We start from the raw sequence: 18,585 nt of genomic DNA, 5'->3' as shown, positions 1-18,585 counted from the left end.
TGGTATTTTCGATAGCGCTTTTATAATCTCCATCATTCGCAATAAGAATAGCCACATCGTATTTGTTAAGAGCTGCCATTGCCACCATATCACAACTTAATTGAGTATCCAGATTCTTTTCTTGAAGCTGACCTTTTGATCCTTTTAAATAGCCAAATTTAACTGAAACATTGGGAAGCTTTTGTATCCTCTCATAATACTTTTGTGCCATATTATATCTTCTTTGCTCTTCTGCAGTTCCATTAAGGAGGTATGAGGGAGGACGTACACAATAAAATCCTGTATAGACTAACTTTCTGTTTCCTGCTAATTTTTCGGCAAGTATTAGCGGGTCATATAAACAGACCCACTCTTTGTCAATCTTTCTTAAATTGAGGAGATGATGAAAAACATTACTGTTATCTATAAAAACAGTAACTTGCTTTGGGTTTTTTGAATTCATGATATGGAATTGATATAAATGTTCATTAAGATATAGAATATAATTTTTAGATATAAAAAACAAGGACTCCGAAGAGTCCTCGTTACTTACCGTAGCCGAAACAAACGATAAGGATTTGTTACTTATATTATATATCTATATTCTATTTTGTCAAGCCAAGCTTCAAGGTCTGTGTCAAATTTTTGTGGGTACTTTTTTCTGCTGCCAAAATGTTCCTGGTTTCAGGTAGACCTACTTTTGCTAATCCATAAAATCTTCCTTCTTTAATTTGACTAAACAAAATAAGTTAAGATTTAGGAATTGTTCTTTAAATTCACCAAATCCAAATCCTCCGAAAGGTGCAGCATAGTATATTATAACAATGATCCAGACTATAACTTCTTATTTCATTTTTCTTAATTTTTCTTACTTTAGCTATAACAGAGGGGAAGATAGGCTGAACCAAAATTGACTTTATCTTTACTATGGTCTTAACCTGCGCTGTCATAAGTTATTATAAATAGCCAAGAGAGCTAAAACTTCTTATCACAATATTCTCAAAAAGAAAGCTTTTCTTAAATTCTCTTTTTTAATGAGAGTATTTCTGATGTTATTATGGTAGAAATTCTGAAGAACAAAATAATGGTAGGCGGAACAGGACTTGAACCTGTGACCCCCTACATGTGAAGCAGGTGCTCTGCCGACTGAGCTATCCGCCCATTACTCTAAGATAAAAGGAGGTGCCTCCAAGGGGATTTGAACCCCTGTCGCCGCCGTGAAAGGGCGGTGTCCTGAACCTCTAGACGATGGAGGCAATTTATGGTAGGCCGTGCAGGCCTCGAACCTGCGACCCTCTGATTAAGAGTCAGATGCTCTACCAACTGAGCTAACGGCCCGCAAATAGGCTCCTTTATAACTTATTCTTTTTTATTGCTTTACAATGGTACTATATTTTAGAAAAAGTGTCAACGAAATTTCAAAAAACGCTTATTTCAAATACTTGTTCCTATTTTTTATTCAGCTTCTTCTGCTATTCTGGCTAAGTTCTCAAAACGGGTATATTCTTTTAAGAAAGCTAATTCTACAGTCCCTGTAGGTCCATTTCTTTGCTTGCTGATAATCACCTCGGCAATTCCCTTTTTACTGCTTTTTGGTTTATAATATTCTTCTCGATATATAAATACTACAACATCAGCATCCTGTTCTAAAGCTCCGCTCTCCCTTAAATCCGAAAGACGGGGTCGTTGATTAGATCGTTGTTCTACAGCTCTTGATAACTGTGATACCGCTATTACCGGAATATTTAATTCCCGGGCAAGGCCTTTCAGAGATCGGGAAATTTGTGATATTTCTTGCTGACGGTTTTCAATTTTTAGTCCAGTCTGAATTAGCTGAAGATAATCAATAAGAATAAGACCTAATTCATGTTTAGCTTTTAATCTTCGGGCTTTTGCTTTAATTTCCAATGGCGATATTCCTGCAGTATCATCAACAAAGATAGGTGCAGCGGATAATCGACCAGCAGCCAGAGATAATTTAGGCCAGTCTTCTTCCGGCATTATCCCCCTGCGCAAAGCATGGGTGTCAATACGAGCCTCTGAGCATAACATCCTCTGTACTATTTGTGATTTAGACATTTCCAAACTAAAAATAGCCACCGGAATCTTATGCTGCATAGCGGCAAATTGAGCAATATTTAGACAAAAAGCTGTTTTTCCCATAGATGGTCTTCCGGCAACAATTACCAACTCTGAACGTTGAAAACCAGTGGTTAATTCGTCAAATGTTATAAAACCAGAAGGAACCCCAGTGATAAAATTTCCACTATGATATAAATCTTCAATCTTTTCAAAACTTTCTGTTAGTAAATCCTTAAGGGGGCTAAAGAAATTCTTAATTTTTTGTTGAGATACATCAAAAATAAGGTTTTCCGCCTTATCCAGTAATACCCGTGCCTCTTCCTGTTCTTCATAACCCATAGTAACAATCTGGGTAGCATGATTAATTAATTTTCTTAAAATTGCCTTTTCTTCCACGATTTTGGCATAATAAACGACATTGGCAGCAGTAGGGACACTGCTCATTAAAGTTGCCAGGTAAGAAGCGCCTCCCACATCATCCAACTGCTTCATTTTTTTTAGCTCTTCCGTTAGAGTTACTAAATCTACTGCTTGGTTCTTTTCAAATAAATCAAGAGCACATTGATAAATTATTTGATGGGCGCTTTTATAAAAATCTTCCGGTTGTAAAATCTCTATACAATTTAATATGGAATCCTTTTCTAAAAGAATAGAACCTAAAGTAGCTTGTTCCGCACTAATATTTTGGGGAGCACTTCTGGTTAATTCCATCTTTTTTCTCCTATTTCACTCTTATCTGTTTGGAAGTTTTTATTATTCCTTATCTTTCTGTTCTATTTTTCCTTCCTCTTGTTTTTGCTCAGTGGGAACCTCTTCTTCCTTCTTCATTTCCTCCTCCGGAATTATCTTGATACTTAACTGGGCATTTACTTCTTTATGCAAACGAACGCTCACCTGATAGTTTCCAATTTTTTTCATAGGTTCATTATGCTCAATCTTTTTACGGTCAATCTCTATCTGACAATTATCTTCCAAATACTGGGCAATATCTTTATGGGTGATAGATCCAAATAATTTTCCATCCTTACCTGCTTTCACTGTAAAAACTATTTCAAGCTGATTAAGCTTCTCTGCTAATTCTTTTGCTTCTAATATTTCTCGATTTCTTTTTTCCCATTCTTTCTTCTTGAGATGTTCAATAAATTTCAAATTACCACTGGAATATTCAATGGCTAAACCTCTGGGAAATAAAAAATTTCGGGCATACCCCCTATTAACCTCTACTACATCTCCAGTATACCCCAAATTATCAATATTTTCTTTTAATATAACCTTCATAGACTGTACCTCCCTATGGTTCTCGGGAAAAATATTTCCCTAAACTTTTCATTTTCTTTACTTATTATTTTTTCTTCAATCAGTTTTCTTCCCCGGAAATAATAATTTGCGAAAATCAAACCAAACATCGAGTATTCCTATCCAGGTAACCGCTAAAGATAGAAAGGGTTGAAAAAAGATCAAAAAACAGGTTACCCAGAAGAAAAAAGGTTTAATCTTGTAATAATAAAATATATAAGATACCAGGGCTAAACCAGTAATCAAAAAAATTATAGAGAATAATATTTGAATATTTACGCCCACTCTTTCCAATACAGGTAAATTGTATCTAGCATTTATGATAAGCAGAAACATTCCCAGCATATAACTCCAAAAAAAGGAGTGCCCAACCCTCCATTGATGAAATGGGGTAAAAGGGTGGAGTAAATATCCAAATCTCTTTAATATCTTCCCTGCTACCCAATAATTGATTATGGAATCAAATACCGATGCAAGTACTAGCATTGCTGGAAAAGCTATCTTTATCAATTCTAATGACTGTAAAAGAGAATTTTTAAAAGTTTCTAACTGTTCAGGACTGATACCAATATTTTGATAAAATGATAGACTTTGATTGATGCTCTGATCGAGCTGTTCCACCCCAAGTAATAACGGGTTAACTCCCACCAGCCATAATCCAATAAACATTAATAATATTTTAGATATAAAAGAAGTAATACTCCCTATTAGAAGTATTTCAACTACTGAGAATTTTTTCTTTATAGCTATACCTAAAGCAATTCCCAGTATCCCAAAACCCAATACCGCAATCAAGCCCTGAAATGGTCCAGCCATTAAAGTAACTAGAAAGAAAGAAATAAAAAGCGCAAGCAAGGCAACTTTTACATTATGTCGTAAACATAAAATAATTATCGGTAAAGGGCATAAGAAACTAATTAAAGTTCCCAGTAAAGGAATATAAAGGCTGGCTAAAAATAATAATGCTGTAATCGCTGAAAGAAAAGCACCTTCAACAATTGATTTAGTTGGCATATTATCTCTCAAAAATCAAACAATCCCTTCTGTTTCTCCTCTACTGTCTGAATTAAAATGTTTACTAACGATTAACAAAGGGGAGCAGGGCAATTTCTCTTGCTCTTTTTATTGCCGCAGCCAGGGTTCTCTGATGTTTGGCACAATTTCCAGTAACTCTGCGTGGCAAAATCTTCCCCTGATCACTTATAAAACGATTTAACAGTTCGACATCTTTATAGTCTGCTTCTTTTTTTTCGGCACAAAAGTAGCAAATTTTTTTTCTTACTCGTAATCCTCTATAATTATTCCTTCTTATCATTCACTATTTCCTTCCTGTTTTCCATATCTTGATATCTTAAATATTCTAAATGTTTACTATTAAAATTACCTTACTAAAGTAAATTGAGGTCTATTTTTCCACTTTCGGTTTTTCATTGTGGGGTTTAACCACTTTCTCTGAACCAAGAACCAGAAGATACCTTATTATCTTTTCTTCAAATTTAATGCTGTTTTCAATATTAGCTATAAGCTCTGGTTCCAATTCAAAATCAATGATTACATAGAGGGCTTCCTGAAATTTTTTAATTTCATAAGCTAATTTTCTTTTGCCCCATTGATTTGTTTTGATTATTTTCCCTTGATTGGTAGTTATCGTTTGGCGGATTTTGTCAAGTAAAGCCTTTAGGTCCTCTTCCTGCAGATTGGGATCAAATAAAATCATTATTTCGTAATTACGCATTTACTCACCTCCTTCTGGTCATAATAGCCCCTCCCTGATATTTCTGGTAGGAGCAAGGAAAAATGCTTTATCATTATAACATTCAGTATTTTATATATCAACATTTATATTACAATAAATTTTCTAAAATAATCTTTTACTCAATCTCTTTTAATTATCAGTCTAATCCTTCTTTCAATCTTTGCTCTGGGAACCAATACCTTTCTGCCACAACAAAGACATCTTAATCCAATGTCAATTCCGGTCCTGGTTATCTCCCAATGATATCCTCCACAGGGATGTTTCTTTTTTAATTTAACTATATCTCCTACTCTTAAATCCAGTGGCATTGATTGCTCCTGCTTTTTATACTTTTAAGATGGCGAGCAAACTGTCCTTCCTGATTTTCATTTCACTGGGTGAAAAGATGACCAGTTTTATCTTATGGTTCTGAAATATATTTTCCGCTAATTTTCTGATATCCTCTGCCTGGACACTTTCTATACGGTCAATGATCTCCTTGTAGTTATATTCTTTATCGTATAATAGAGCATAACTTCCCAAGCGAAAAGCATGGCTTAATGTATTTTCCAGTCCCATCAAAATACTTCCTTTATACATTTCCTGGGCTATTTTTAATTCAGTATGAGAAATATGCTTTTCTTTAATTCTTTTTAGTTCATCTAAGATTTTTTGAATGCTATGCGTTAATCCATCAGCAACTACTCCAGCATAGATATTAAATGAACCTGTTTGATTAAAATATTGGGGATAGGAATGTATATCATAAGCAAGTCCTTCTTTAACGCGAATCTCCTGAAATAACCTGGAACTCAAGCCAGCTCCCAAAATTATATTTAGCAAATCCATAGTAATTTTATCACGATGAAACCTGGAAATGCCTTCAAAACCAAAGCAGAGATGGGCTTGATTGACCCTTTTGTTTATTAGTTTTAACTCAGGAATTTGAGATATTGCCTCACCAATGGTAGAAATTTTTCTGGGTATGCCTTCCCTGGCAAGAAAAGGAAATTTTTTTAGCATAATGGTAATTGCCTTTGGAGAAATATTGCCGGTAATACTAATTACCATATTTCGAGGCTGATACATTTCTTGAAAATATTGTAATAATAATTTACGGTTAAATCTTCTGACAGTCCCCTTCTCTCCTAAAACATTTTGTCCCAATGCTGTATCCTTCCACATTAACCTATTAATTAAAAATACGATCCAATCCTCTGGGATATCCTGATATTTATTAATCTCTTCAATGACTACTTTTTTTTCCTGGCGAATGTCCTCTGCTCTAAAAAGCGAATTATTCAATATGTCGACCAGTACTTCAAAAGCATCAGCAAAATTCCTATGTAATACCTTACTGTAAATAAAGGTGCATTCCTCCGAAGTAGAAGCATTTATTTCTCCACCTAACTGCTCAATTGCTTGAGATATTTCTAAGGTATTCTTTCTCTTTTCAGTACCTTTAAAAAGCATATGTTCAATGAAATGAGAAATACCCTGTTGACGTTTTGTTTCATAGATAGAGCCGGCTTTAATCCCTATCACAATTGAGACAGACTGCATATGCGGCATCAAGCAGGAAATTATTTGAAGTCCATTATCCATTTTTATTGACTCAACCATACTCATGCCTTATAAATTATCTCCACCTTTGTTATTCATATTCCGGAAGTTTTACTATATAAACTTCTTCCAGTTTATTAAAGTCAACTTCTGGTTTAATTAAAATTCTTTGAAAAAGGTCGTGTTTTTCCTTTTTCACAGCTACAATCCGACCAATGATAATTCCCTTTGGCACTGAACTACCCATACCTGAGGTAACTACAATATCATTAATCTGAACATCCGCATCGTGAGCAATATAATCAAGATAACAGTAGGCGCTTTCAGTCCCTCCTTTTATTATTCCAATTTCTCTGGTCCTTTGAATCAGAGCACCCACTGAACAACCTTGATCTATCAATAAAATTACCTCTGAGGTGTTGTATCCTACCTGAATCACTTTACCTACCAAACCCTTATAAGTAGCAACTCCCATATCTACCTCGACTCCATCTTTGCTCCCCATATCAATAATTACACTGTGAAACCAGTTACTCGGTTCTCTGCCAATCACCTGAGCTGGAATCATTTCATAATTATAATATTCCTTAAATTGCACCATTTTTGCTATTTGCTCATAGGCAGCCAATTTTTCTTTCAAAATGGCGTTCTCATGCAAAATCTCCCGGTTTTCCTGCTGTAATTGCCAATTTTTTTGATGTATACTCTCAGTTTGAGTAAATATTTGAAAATACTTTTCGAACCGGTTTACTGTATTTTGAACAGTATAATTAACTGGCTTCAGGACTAAAAATCCTATATCTTTTAATAATCCTATAATTCCCTTACCATGATAGTCAACAGTGATAAGCAGAGCTGATAATAACGAAAGGCATAAAAACAAGATAAATGCCCTTCTCTCCTTAGAAAACTTTCTCAATGAAAAATACTCCTATTTATTCTGCCCTTTTTATATGAAAGCAAATAGCCCAGCCTTTTCATAAGTAACTTTAAAAGTTTAAACTGTCTGATTCAGTTATCATTTACTCCTGGAAGTTCTTATGAGAATCCTATTATATCTGTCAAAATTTTCTAACGCTTCTCCAGTTCCTTTTACTACACAATACAGTGGTTCCTTGGATATAAAAACAGGAATTTTTATTTTTGCCTGAAGGATTTTATCTAAATCAGATAACAAGGCTCCCCCTCCGGTCATAACTAATCCTTTATTTATGATATCAGAAACAAGTTCTGGAGGTGTTTTTTCTAAAGCCATCTTCACCGTATTGGCTATTACTTCGACTGAATCATAGAGAGCCTCTTTTAATTCATCCTTGGTTAATCTGATTCTAATAGGTAAACCACTGAGACGATTTCTGCCTCTTACCTCAAAATAATCTTGTTCTTTCTGGGTGTTGTTTTTGGAAAGTGAAATTTTTAAATCCTCAGCAGTTAAATCCCCGATGAAAAGCCCATGGTTATCTTTAATATACTTAATTATTTGTTGATTCAAATAATCGCCAGCAACCTTGGTTATTTCGTTTACTACAATCCCTCCCAAAGAAATTACCGCTACCTCTGAAGTACCACCGCCCATATCAATAATTAAGTTACCCATTGGTTCAAAAATAGGCAATCCCGCACCAATAGCCGCGGCAATAGGCTCTTCAATTAAAAATACTCTTCGTGAACCACATTCATAAGCTACCTCCGACACTGCTCTTTTTTCAACTTCAGTAACACCAGAGGGAACACAGATAGTAATAGAAGGCTTGATAAATTGATAACGGGCGAAAATTTTTTTAATGAAATAGCGCAGCATTTCAGTAGTTACTTCAAAATTAGCAATCACGCCATACTGTAAAGGGCGAATAGTATAAATACCTCTCGGTGTTCTCCCAATCATAGACTTTGCTTCTTTTCCCACTTTCAAAACACGATTGCTATTTTTTTGATAAGCCACTACGGAAGGTTCTTCTAGAATAATCCCCTTTCCCTTTACATATACTAAGGTGGTACTGGTGCCCAAATCAATACCAATGTTTCGGGAAAGAGCAAGAGAAAGAGAAAAGTTGAACATGTATAGAGCCTCTTTTAGTTAAGATTTTATTATAACAATAAATATATCATTAATTTTCTGCTTTTCAGGTATATAAATTAATAGACATTCACCTGTATAACGGGTGGTTTTTTTAAGATACTTAAACCGTTTTGTTTAGCCATGAACACCTTAAAAGAAGGTGATTTTCAATAGTGAAATAAATTATTTCCTTTGGGGGGTTTCAGGGGATACCTTCCCTGAATACCTTGTTTTAAATAATTATATAATGAACTCCATTTATACCTGAGTTATAACAATTTTAGTAATTATATACCTTTAGAATCAAATATAGTATTATTGTACCTTATTTAGTTTATTTAAAAAAGATTATTTCATAGTAGGGGAAATTCAAAAAATTTCCCCTACTATGAAATAATGATAACATGTTTTCTAAAATATAAAAAAATAATATTTCTTTCTACCGTAAATGATTTTTTGTGTTATTATATTTTTAGACGATATTTCAAAGCCTCAAATGGATCTGGCGTAATTATATAATACATTCCATTTATTTAGCAATCTAACTTTGATAATTTCATGATTTTTTCCAGGTAAAATATACCAGAAATATTATTTGCCTGATATTTTTAGTAAATATTTATTTTGAAAATAATAGCTGCTAATAAGGCAAACTAATTAATAAAAATTATCTTTAATCAAGAGAGCAAGGTAAGATTCTATGGTCGAACCACAATCGATTCTCAGGTGGAGTTCTGATTCATGAATCAACTAATTTTAACCATTATAATTATCAGTATAGTCTATTTCTTTATTTTTACCAATCGACGAATACGAACCACCTCATCTTTTTTTGGAGCAATTTTAGTAATTCTTATCGGCCTCATCTCTTTTGAAAAGGCTATTAGTTATATTGATTTTAATAAATTAGGTATTATTATCGGGGTAATAATTTTTACCAACATTGCCAAAGATAGCGGGATATTTCAATTTTTAGCAATCAAAGTAATGCGACATAGTCATGGGAATCCCTGGCTATTGCTTATTCTATTATCCCTCTTAACTGGGATTCTGTCTTCCTTCTTTGATGAAATCACCACAGTCTTATTTATGGCAAATATTACTATAGCATTGACCTCTATCCTGGGAATATCTCCCCTGCCTTTCTTGATATCTGAAATTATTTCTGCCAATATAGGTGGTATGGCTACTTACTTAGGAACACCAACAAATATCATGATTGGTTCAGCAGCTCATTTTTCTTATCTTGATTTTATTTACCATGCTCTGCCGGTAGCGGTAATTCTCACCATAGTAAATATTTATTACTTCAAAATCATTTTTAGCAAAAAACTATTAGAAAGTAAAATACCGGAACATCTATTATCACGCTTAAATGAAGTTAAGGAGAGTGAATGCATTACCGATCATATTCTGTTCAAAAAAATTGTAATCCTGGTAATTATCGGTATTGTTCTAATGCTTTTTTCTCATAGAATAGCAGTTGATCTGGCAGTTATTATTCTTTTTATTTCCCTTCTACTATTCTTTTTAACACCTGAAAAATCTACTGATTTTATTCTCTCTCAGATAGATTGGGGAATTATATTTTTTCTGATTGGATTAAATGTATTGGCTGGTACCATGGAACAACACGGAATAATAGGTATATTAACAAATAAAATTATTCAGTTAAGTAGAGCTAATTTTCAATATCTTGATTATTTATTTCTAATATCAACTACTTTTCTCTCTTCATTTTTAGATAATATACCTATTGTTAGTATTGCCATTCCTATCATTGAACATATTGTCAAAGAATTTCCTGCTACTGCTCCGGTTATCTGGATTACTGTAGCCTTGGGTGCAAATATTGGCGCCAATGGCACCCTAATCGGGACAGCTTCAAATTTAATCGTGGCTGAAATTGCAGAAAAAAATAATCAACCTATTTACTTCTGGCATTTTTTTAAGATTGCTTTCCCCTTAGTCATTATTGACCTGTTTGTAGTTTCAATCTATTTCTACTTTAGATATCTGTACTAGCTCACATCAGAAAGCAGGTAGTAAAAAGGAATGCATAATAATTCCTATAGGAAAAATAAGAAAATCTCCTAAAAGGTTAGTGGTAAAACTCTTGTTTTCCTTCCTATCTTTTAATTTATAAAAGAATCTCATAAAATTGACTCAATAGCAATATAAGAACAAATGCAGTTGGCAGTTTAATAGTATCTTTTTACCTCAAACCTTTCAATTGTAAAATCTTCACCCACATATATTCCTGCTTTTTGTCTGGCAATATCAATTTGCCGCTCTACAGTATCTACTTCTTCCAAATCTGGCAATAAAAGGCCTTTTTTAAATCCACAACTGACTATAACACCATATTTTTTAGGATTTAGCTGTTTTATATCTTTTACTTCTTCTGGATTGGAAAGAATATCTACTGAGATTGATAATTTATCTACTTCATCTGGAGTTACTGGAGAAAATCTGGGGTCACGTATAGCGGCACTTACTGCATTTTCAATAATCTCTAAAACAATATTACTTTTTGTAGCAAGAAAGGTACCAATACAACCTCTTAACCTTTCCTCTTTTTTTAATGAAACAAAAACTCCTGCCTGCTTCTCCATTAGCTCTCGAGGTAGGTCATCAGGTGGAATCATATTTTTTCTGTTTTGCAAGTAATAAATAATGCTTTTCCTGGCTAATGCCACTGGGGTACTCTCATTTTTATGGCCCATTGTAGTTCAGCTCCTTTTTTAAAACTAGTAATTACTAAAAAATTATTAGTGAAAAAACATAATAAATATATATAAAAAATTACCAAAGCCTTTTTGTCTTTAATATATAAAGCTTTAACATATTCTGGGGAGTTGCTCTCCACTAAGCATTCCCACTATTCTTCTTCCACCAATATCAGTTTTTAGAGACACTTCTGATCTTCCCTGAGTAATTACTCTGCCAATAGTAGCCGCTTGCTTTCCATACCTGCTGGTTTTCATCTTTTGTACTACTTCTTCGGCAAATTGCTCCGGCAAAAAGGCAATTAACTTTCCCTCATTGGCTAAATAAAGAGGATCGTAACCCAGAATTTTACAGGCATCTTTTACAGTTTCCTCAATGGGAATATTTTCTTCTTCAATTTCTATTTCTACCTGAGAAGATTGGGCAATTTCATTTAAAGCAGTAGCCAGTCCACCTCTGGTAGGGTCACGTAATACATGAATTTCTTTGGTTATAGAGAGCATCTCTTGTACTAAATCAGCCAGGGGGGCTGTGTCGCTTAGGACACTCTCTTCAAGCTGAAGGTTTTCTCGAGAAGATAGAATGCTAATACCATGATTTCCGATAGGTCCATTGATAATAATTGCATCATTAATCTGTGCTCTCCCAGGATGAATGTGAACACCTGAATCAATATAACCTATTCCTGTGGTATTTATAAATATACCATCAACATCTCCTTTATTGACAACCTTGGTATCTCCGGTAACTATCTGAATGCCTGTTTTATTTGCTGCTTCAGCCATGCTACAGGTTATTTGTTCCAGTATTTGCATTGAAGTACCTTCTTCAATAATTAAAGATACACTGAGGTATTTTGGGATAGCTCCACACATGGCTATATCATTTATGGTCCCATTTATTGCTAGATGTCCGATATTCCCACCTTTAAAAAATATGGGGCTCACAGTGTAAGAGTCTGTAGAAAAGGCAATTCTATGATTGGTTGGTGGTAAAACTGCTCCATCGTGCAGTTTATTTAAGATCGGATTATTAAAATATTTTAAAAATAGAGAGCGAATTAACTGGTTAGTTAATTTACCTCCACTACCATAATCTATAGTTATTATTTGGTCGGTCATTGTTCATCCTTTCTTTGGAGAACATGGCAAAATCTTTTAGTTTATCACTATATTTTACTGAATTGGTTTGCAATTTTTAGTTTTTAGTTTAAGAACCGGATAAATAAGCAAGAAAATAATATGCCATATTTCACTATTTTTTATTATTCCCACATTGTTTTAATAAATTAGAAAAACATTACTGAATATTACAGGCATTGATTTATTTAAACTGACCACTGTTAACTAAAACTTTTTTAATTATTCCTATATTTATAATGTTATACTGAACTATATTTGTAGTATGCTGCACAAACTCCCTCACTGGAGACCATACAGGCACCCACCGGATTCTCAGGTGTACATAATTTCTGGAAAAGTGGGCATTGTAAGGGTGTAACTACACCTCTCAAGACATCTCCACATCTACATTGATTATTTTCCTTGGTTGTTTCTACTTTAACTATAAAATTACGGGCATTTAGATCAGAATATTCGGATTTTAAATCTAAACCGCTGTCAGCTACTATTCCTATGCCTCTCCATTCACTATCGACAGTAGAAAAAATCTGAGTTATTAAATTAAGGGCAACCAGATTGCCTTCTTCCCTCACCGCTCTCCGGTATTTATTTTCTACCTGCGGCTCACCTTTAATCTTCTGCAGGATGAGATGATAGATTGCTATTAAAATATCGATTGGTTCAAAGCCGGCAATTACACAGGCAATATGGTAACAGTCCGGAATAAATTGATAGGGTTTAGTCCCAATAATAGTGCTGACATGACCGGGACAGAGCATCCCATCAATTGTTACCTCCTGACTCTGTAAAAGTGCCCTTATAATAGGAGGCATGAGCTTGGTTAGACTTAGGAGATAAAAATTAGTAATTGCTTTCTTTTTTGCTTCTAGAACAACACTGGCTAGCAAAGGTATGGTTGTCTCAAATCCAATCCCAACCAGAATAATCTGTTTCTGTGGAAATTCCTGGGCAATTTCCAGTGCTTGGAGTGGTGAATAAATCACTCTGACATCAGCCCCATCTGCTTTTTCCCTCTTCAAGCTAGAAGAACTACCAGGTACATTTATCATATCTCCAAAAGTTGCTATTATTGCTCGATCCATTCTAGCCAGAGCAATTATATGATTGATATCGGATATGGGAGTAACACATACCGGACAACCAGGACCTGAAATTAAATGAATATTTTCCGGCAAAAGGTCTTTTATGCCAGAACGAAAAATGGACATAGTATGAGTTCCGCAAACTTCCATTATATTAATTTCTTCTGTTGTCAGTTCCTTGATTCTTTCTATTATTGATTGGCAAAGCCTTTTATCCCTATATTCATCGAAATACTTCAAGACTGTATTTCCTCCCAGGCTTGATTTATCTCATTTGCCTCCCGGGAATCGATTTTAGTAATGGCATATCCAGCATGAATAAGCACATAATCTCCTTCTTCAATTTCAGGTAAAAGGTCAATTCTAACCGACTTTTTTATATTCCCCAACAGAACCTCTGCCTCTTCACAATTTATTTTTTTTATTATCTTACCAGGGATAGCCAGACACATACAAATACCTCTTTTACTTTCTCAAAGATCTCATTTACATTTGTAAAAACCACATATAATTTTACCAGACTTGATACGCGCATCAGTAACTACCGCCTGTCCCAGGGCAATACAGCCATCGTTAGGCGGTAATTTTTTATGTATTAAGACTGTAAAGTTTTCCTTTTTTAATTTTTTCATAGTTTGAGCTAAAAGAAAGCTATTTTGAAAAACTCCTCCGCTTAAAGCAACATAATTGATATTAAATTCCTTTTTTATTTTAACACATAAGGAAAGAATAATATCAGCAACTGTGTTATGGAACTGAGTGGCAATTCTGGGTAAAGGAATTTTCCTTTCTAAATCATTAATTATCTGTAGAAACATTTCTCCAGTATCTACCACCAAGCCGTTAATTTCTCTAGTAATTTGATAATTATAATTATCCTTATATTTAGTCTGACATAAAGCTTCCAGCTCCATAGCAGCTTGTCCTTCAAAAGCCACCCCATCTCTTAGTCCAATTAGAGAAGCAACTGCATCAAACAATCTGCCGCAGCTGGAGGTAAGAGGTGAATTAATCCTTTTATCTATCATCTGTTTCAGTAACTGAAAATCTTTTTTCTCTCTTCCTTCCCCTAATACCGATCGAATAGAATCAGCCTCTTGTCCGGAAAGGGAGTAAAGATAACTAAAAGCCATCCTCCAGGGTTGATGTATAGCTTGTTCTCCCCCGGGCATAGCTACATATTTTAAATGACCCACTCTCAAGCAATCCTTCGGTGAAACTACCAGGAATTCACCTCCCCAGATAGCACCGTCCAGACCAAAACCGGTACCGTCAAAGGCAACTCCAATCACCTTTTCAGATATATAGTTTTCAGCTATACAGCTGGCAATATGGGCATGATGGTGTTGAATCTTCAACAAGGGCACTCTGAATTGCCGGGATAATTCCTCAGCATAATGAGTAGAAAGATAATCAGGATGTAAATCACAGGCAATAACCTTTGGTTTAAATTGAAATACCCGAATTAGACGTTTGATGGCTTCCTGATAGGCCTGGAAGCTATCCCTGTTTTTCAAATCACCCAGATGCTGACTGGGAAAGGCATAACGATCACGAGTAAGACATACTGTATTCTTTTCTTCTGGACCTAAGGCCAGTATAGATTTAGCCTCCTCCGGGAGCACAATGGGAAATGGGGCATAACCTCTTGACCTTCTAATAAAGATAGAATGATGAGCAGTTATCTTTAAAACAGAATCATCACAGCGATTGTAAATCTGTCGATTATGGAGAAGTAAAAAGTCAACCTGCTGTGCCAATTTCTGAAATGCTTCTTCATTTTGAATGATAATTGGTTCATCGCTGAAATTAGCACTGGTCATAACCAGGACCAGGTTACTCTTTTGTAATAATAAAATATGTAAGGGGGTATAAGGTAACATAAAGCCAAGATAGGCATTACCAGGAGCAATAGCTGGTGATAAATGGCAAATTCTTTTCTTTTTTAAAAGTACGATGGGCTTCTCCTTGCTCTCTAAATATTTCCGAGCCAGCACAGATACATAACAGAAATTTGTTATTTTTGATATACTTTCAGCCATCAAAGCAAAAGGTTTTTGGTCTCTTTTCTTTATTTCTCTAATTCTGGATACGGCTTCCTTATTCTGAGCATCACAGCTCAGATGAAACCCTCCTAATCCTTTTATTACACCCACCTCTCCTCCTCTCAATCTCTTTTGCGCCTCCTGGATAGGGTCCTGCGTAACAACTTTCTGGTTACCTGTATAAAGAGAAACTTGTGGGCCACAAACTGGACAAGCATTAGGTTGAGCATGATAGCGACGGTTTTCTAAATCATGATATTCATTAAAACAATCAGTACACATAACAAATTTTTTCATAGTAGTCTTATCCCTATCATAAGGCATGTCTTCAATAATAGTAAAACGAGGGCCACAATTGGTACAATTAATAAAAGGGTAATGATAACGTCGGTTAGAAGGATCATTCAGTTCTGTTTTACAATCCTCACAAATGGAAATATCGGGGGGCATAAGAATAACAGGATGTCTATGGTTGGATTTGCTCTTCTTTATGGCAAATTTGGAATATCCAATACAGGATAACCTTTTAATTCTGATATCATCAATAAGAGCTAAGGGAGGGAGATGATTTTTTAATTCTTTTAAAAATTCCCTACCATCGGAGTCCTCCCCTTCAATTTCCATTTCTACTCCCTGGTTGGAGTTACAAATCCATCCATATAAATTATATTTTTTTACCAATTTATGAATAAAGGGACGAAAACCTACTCCCTGAACAATACCATATATAGTAAGCTTGTATCTTATTTTCATCTTTTCCCCGAAATATATTTAAGTACAATGGTTTTTGGTTGAAGGTTTTAGTTTTCAGCTAAAACATTTAGTAACTGTTATTTTTCTATTTTTGATATTTATCTATTACTTTTAGTTATATTTCATTAAAATCAAATATATGACGCTATATCTTCTTCACACTATATGCTATACGAATACTAAATATACTATGTACTAGTTGTGAAGTTAGGTAAAGAATATCTCTACAACTTCTTATCTTGTTGATAATCAGAGAAAAATTTTCTGGCAATTACATAGGCAGCAAAATCGTCATAAGGTCGAGGAGGTATGCGAAGAGAAATAGGAATAAGTTTTAACCAGCCGGTTGGCGGATTATGTTCAAAGAAATATCTCCTTGCTAACCTGGTAGTATCTTCTTCTGTTATTACAGTGATAAATAACTCCGGAAAATTTTTCTTGATAACTGCAATAATATTTTCTGAATTTGTTCCACTTCCCACTACTATGCTTTTAATCTGGTATTTTCCTAAATAATTTTTTACCCGGTCCATCAATCTCTCATTGTTTACAACCTCACCTGCTATATATCTTAATTTGTAATCCACCAGTGCTATACCGCACTTTTTTCTACCTGGATCAATCGATAGTATAAATTTTTTCACTTTTAATCCCTTTATCAATTCATTGTATCGTTATAGCAACAGCATAGATAAATCTTCAAACTGACCTTAATTATCAATTCGTTCAGAATGGGCATAAATATTCATTCTTTCCCCACGTGCAAATCCAATAAGAGTGATTCCTTGCTTATCCGCCAGTTGAATCGCATAATCAGTGGGAGCAGATCGGGAAATAACAATAGGAATATTTCCCTTTATAATTTTCTGCATAATTCCAGAAGTAATACGACAGGAAGTCAAAATTATCTTATCATCTGTATTAATATTCTTTAAGAATGCCTCTCCTAAAATTCTGTCTATTGTATTATAACGACTTATATCCTCGCAAAATAGAACAAGACAACCATTAAGATTAGCTAAACCACAATTATGTACACCGCCACTTAACTTAAAAAATTCAGCTTTTTCCTGCATAAGAGTGATGAGCAAATAAATAGTGCTGATATTGAGTTTGCTACTATTTTCAATAGACAGGGGTCCTCTATTTCCTGGTACTGTTTGCTTAATTTGATTAATAAGATTAGCACTGTATATTTTATCCGGCGAAAATAAAGAATTATTAATCTGGAAATATATTCCTTTCTTCCCTGTTTTAGTTGAAATTATTCCATTCTTATCCTGCACAATACCTGCACTGTATAGAAACCCTGTTGCTAAATATTTCAAATTACCCGGACTGCAATTTAAGGTAACAATATATTTCTGATTAACATAAATATTTAAAGTTTTCTCTTTGGCTACTAAATCAATAACCTTATTTCTCTCATATTTATTAACCTGGATTATTTCAGTTTCAGTGCCCTTATTATTTGTTAACATTCTTTTTTCTCCGGTCTATTTCCAATTTCTCTGCCTCAATAAAATCACCTTGAAAATTAATATTAAAAAAAGAATGTAATTCTGGATCACATCTTCTGATTTCCATTTCGGTAATCCAGCGAATTTTTAAAAAGGGAAAAATATCTCTTACCGCCAGGGTACCCTTTTTTAAATTCTGTTCAATTATTTTCAGGCAATTTTTACTATAAATGGCACATAAAGGTTCGAATAATTCCTTGCCATGAGTGGGAATTACTATATCATAACCTTCCATATTTTCTATCATATATGCAACTAATCTTTTCTCAATAAAGGGCATATCATATCCTATAACTAGATTATAAAATGTTTTGGAATATTGTAAACCTGAAAAAATCCCTCCTAATGGCCCTTTTTGGGGGTAGATATCCTCTACAGTTAACTTATATTGGGGAAATCTATCTCTGGGTCCTACAATAATAATATCTTGCTCTGTAATCCCTTCTATAGAAAGAATATTTAAAATAACTCGTTTTATAAGGATAGTGCCCCTAAATTTCAGATAGCCTTTATCTTTACCTAAACCTATTCTGCTGCTTCTACCGCCTGCTAATACTATAACTGAAATAGCAGTATATTTTTTCTCTATATTCATTTTT

General features: G+C 34.3%; 19 protein-coding genes and 3 tRNA genes. 1 reads left to right on the top strand and 21 read right to left on the bottom strand.

Going from position 1 to position 18,585, the window contains the following annotated elements:
* From PHD84_02360 to PHD84_02300, 13 genes are all read right to left on the bottom strand, one after another.
* Positions 1-505 (bottom strand): NYN domain-containing protein (locus PHD84_02360; GenBank protein MDD5636645.1); only part of this gene is annotated, 505 nt, incomplete at its 3' end.
* A gap of 559 nt (positions 506-1,064) precedes the next feature.
* Positions 1,065-1,140: transfer RNA gene (locus PHD84_02355), tRNA-Val, on the bottom strand.
* A 22-nt stretch (positions 1,141-1,162) separates the two neighbouring features.
* A tRNA-Glu gene (locus tag PHD84_02350) sits at positions 1,163-1,235 on the bottom strand.
* 6 nt (positions 1,236-1,241) lie between these two features.
* Positions 1,242-1,317 (bottom strand) — tRNA-Lys (locus PHD84_02345).
* Positions 1,318-1,434: 117 nt separating this feature from the next.
* The gene (gene dnaB / locus PHD84_02340; protein ID MDD5636644.1) at positions 1,435-2,772 is read right to left on the bottom strand and encodes a replicative DNA helicase; all 1,338 of its coding nucleotides are present in this window, start codon (positions 2,770-2,772) and stop codon (positions 1,435-1,437) included.
* A gap of 42 nt (positions 2,773-2,814) precedes the next feature.
* Positions 2,815-3,339 (bottom strand): 50S ribosomal protein L9, encoded by a 525-nt coding sequence (gene rplI / locus PHD84_02335; GenBank protein ID MDD5636643.1) that lies wholly within the window; start codon positions 3,337-3,339, stop codon positions 2,815-2,817.
* A 75-nt stretch (positions 3,340-3,414) separates the two neighbouring features.
* On the bottom strand, positions 3,415-4,383 hold the full coding sequence (locus PHD84_02330) for a YybS family protein (protein MDD5636642.1): 969 nt from the start codon (positions 4,381-4,383) through the stop codon (positions 3,415-3,417).
* Positions 4,384-4,435: 52 nt separating this feature from the next.
* Positions 4,436-4,672 carry a 30S ribosomal protein S18 gene (rpsR, locus tag PHD84_02325; protein MDD5636641.1) on the bottom strand — a complete coding sequence of 79 codons (237 nt, stop codon included), beginning with the start codon at positions 4,670-4,672 and terminating at the stop codon, positions 4,436-4,438.
* 90 nt (positions 4,673-4,762) lie between these two features.
* Positions 4,763-5,092, bottom strand: a complete 330-nt coding sequence (gene rpsF / locus PHD84_02320; protein ID MDD5636640.1) for a 30S ribosomal protein S6 — start codon at positions 5,090-5,092, stop codon at positions 4,763-4,765.
* Positions 5,093-5,232: 140 nt separating this feature from the next.
* Positions 5,233-5,421 (bottom strand): DUF951 domain-containing protein, encoded by a 189-nt coding sequence (locus PHD84_02315; GenBank protein MDD5636639.1) that lies wholly within the window; start codon positions 5,419-5,421, stop codon positions 5,233-5,235.
* Between the two features lie 16 nt (positions 5,422-5,437).
* Positions 5,438-6,721 (bottom strand): pitrilysin family protein, encoded by a 1,284-nt coding sequence (locus PHD84_02310; GenBank protein ID MDD5636638.1) that lies wholly within the window; start codon positions 6,719-6,721, stop codon positions 5,438-5,440.
* 25 nt (positions 6,722-6,746) lie between these two features.
* A complete protein-coding gene (gene mreC, locus PHD84_02305; GenBank protein ID MDD5636637.1) occupies positions 6,747-7,574 on the bottom strand; it encodes a rod shape-determining protein MreC in 828 nt (275 codons plus the stop codon).
* Positions 7,575-7,673: 99 nt separating this feature from the next.
* The gene (locus PHD84_02300; GenBank protein MDD5636636.1) at positions 7,674-8,714 is read right to left on the bottom strand and encodes a rod shape-determining protein; all 1,041 of its coding nucleotides are present in this window, start codon (positions 8,712-8,714) and stop codon (positions 7,674-7,676) included.
* 741 nt (positions 8,715-9,455) lie between these two features.
* Between PHD84_02300 and PHD84_02295 the strand changes: the two genes are divergently transcribed.
* Entirely contained in the window at positions 9,456-10,739 is a 1,284-nt protein-coding gene (locus PHD84_02295; protein MDD5636635.1) for an SLC13 family permease, read from the top strand.
* 176 nt (positions 10,740-10,915) lie between these two features.
* Here PHD84_02295 and amrA read toward each other — a convergent pair whose 3' ends face one another.
* The 8 genes from amrA to PHD84_02255 form a co-directional block, all read right to left on the bottom strand.
* Complete coding sequence (amrA, locus tag PHD84_02290) at positions 10,916-11,440, bottom strand: AmmeMemoRadiSam system protein A (protein MDD5636634.1); 525 nt, start codon at positions 11,438-11,440, stop codon at positions 10,916-10,918.
* Positions 11,441-11,554: 114 nt separating this feature from the next.
* A complete protein-coding gene (gene hypE, locus PHD84_02285; protein MDD5636633.1) occupies positions 11,555-12,565 on the bottom strand; it encodes a hydrogenase expression/formation protein HypE in 1,011 nt (336 codons plus the stop codon).
* 260 nt (positions 12,566-12,825) lie between these two features.
* Positions 12,826-13,908: a hydrogenase formation protein HypD gene (gene hypD / locus PHD84_02280; protein MDD5636632.1), complete on the bottom strand. Its 1,083-nt coding sequence runs from the start codon at positions 13,906-13,908 to the stop codon at positions 12,826-12,828.
* Positions 13,905-14,120 carry a HypC/HybG/HupF family hydrogenase formation chaperone gene (locus tag PHD84_02275; protein MDD5636631.1) on the bottom strand — a complete coding sequence of 72 codons (216 nt, stop codon included), beginning with the start codon at positions 14,118-14,120 and terminating at the stop codon, positions 13,905-13,907. Before PHD84_02275 ends, hypD begins: the two co-directional genes overlap by 4 nt.
* 30 nt (positions 14,121-14,150) lie before the next feature.
* A complete protein-coding gene (hypF, locus tag PHD84_02270) occupies positions 14,151-16,466 on the bottom strand; it encodes a carbamoyltransferase HypF (GenBank protein ID MDD5636630.1) in 2,316 nt (771 codons plus the stop codon).
* Positions 16,467-16,690: 224 nt separating this feature from the next.
* Positions 16,691-17,110, bottom strand: coding sequence for a pre-16S rRNA-processing nuclease YqgF (locus tag PHD84_02265; GenBank protein MDD5636629.1), 420 nt, complete (start codon positions 17,108-17,110; stop codon positions 16,691-16,693).
* A 66-nt stretch (positions 17,111-17,176) separates the two neighbouring features.
* Positions 17,177-17,947 (bottom strand): formate dehydrogenase accessory sulfurtransferase FdhD, encoded by a 771-nt coding sequence (gene fdhD, locus PHD84_02260; GenBank protein ID MDD5636628.1) that lies wholly within the window; start codon positions 17,945-17,947, stop codon positions 17,177-17,179.
* Positions 17,934-18,581, bottom strand: a complete 648-nt coding sequence (locus PHD84_02255; protein MDD5636627.1) for a molybdenum cofactor guanylyltransferase — start codon at positions 18,579-18,581, stop codon at positions 17,934-17,936. The genes fdhD and PHD84_02255 overlap by 14 nt, the downstream gene beginning before the upstream one ends.
* Positions 18,582-18,585 lie beyond the last annotated feature (4 nt).

The sequence above is a fragment of the Atribacterota bacterium genome (genome assembly GCA_028717805.1).
Taxonomy (GTDB): domain Bacteria; phylum Atribacterota; class Phoenicimicrobiia; order Phoenicimicrobiales; family Stramentimicrobiaceae; genus Stramentimicrobium.
Note: the sequence above shows the minus strand (reverse complement) of the source record. Positions and strands in the feature narration are given on the sequence as shown.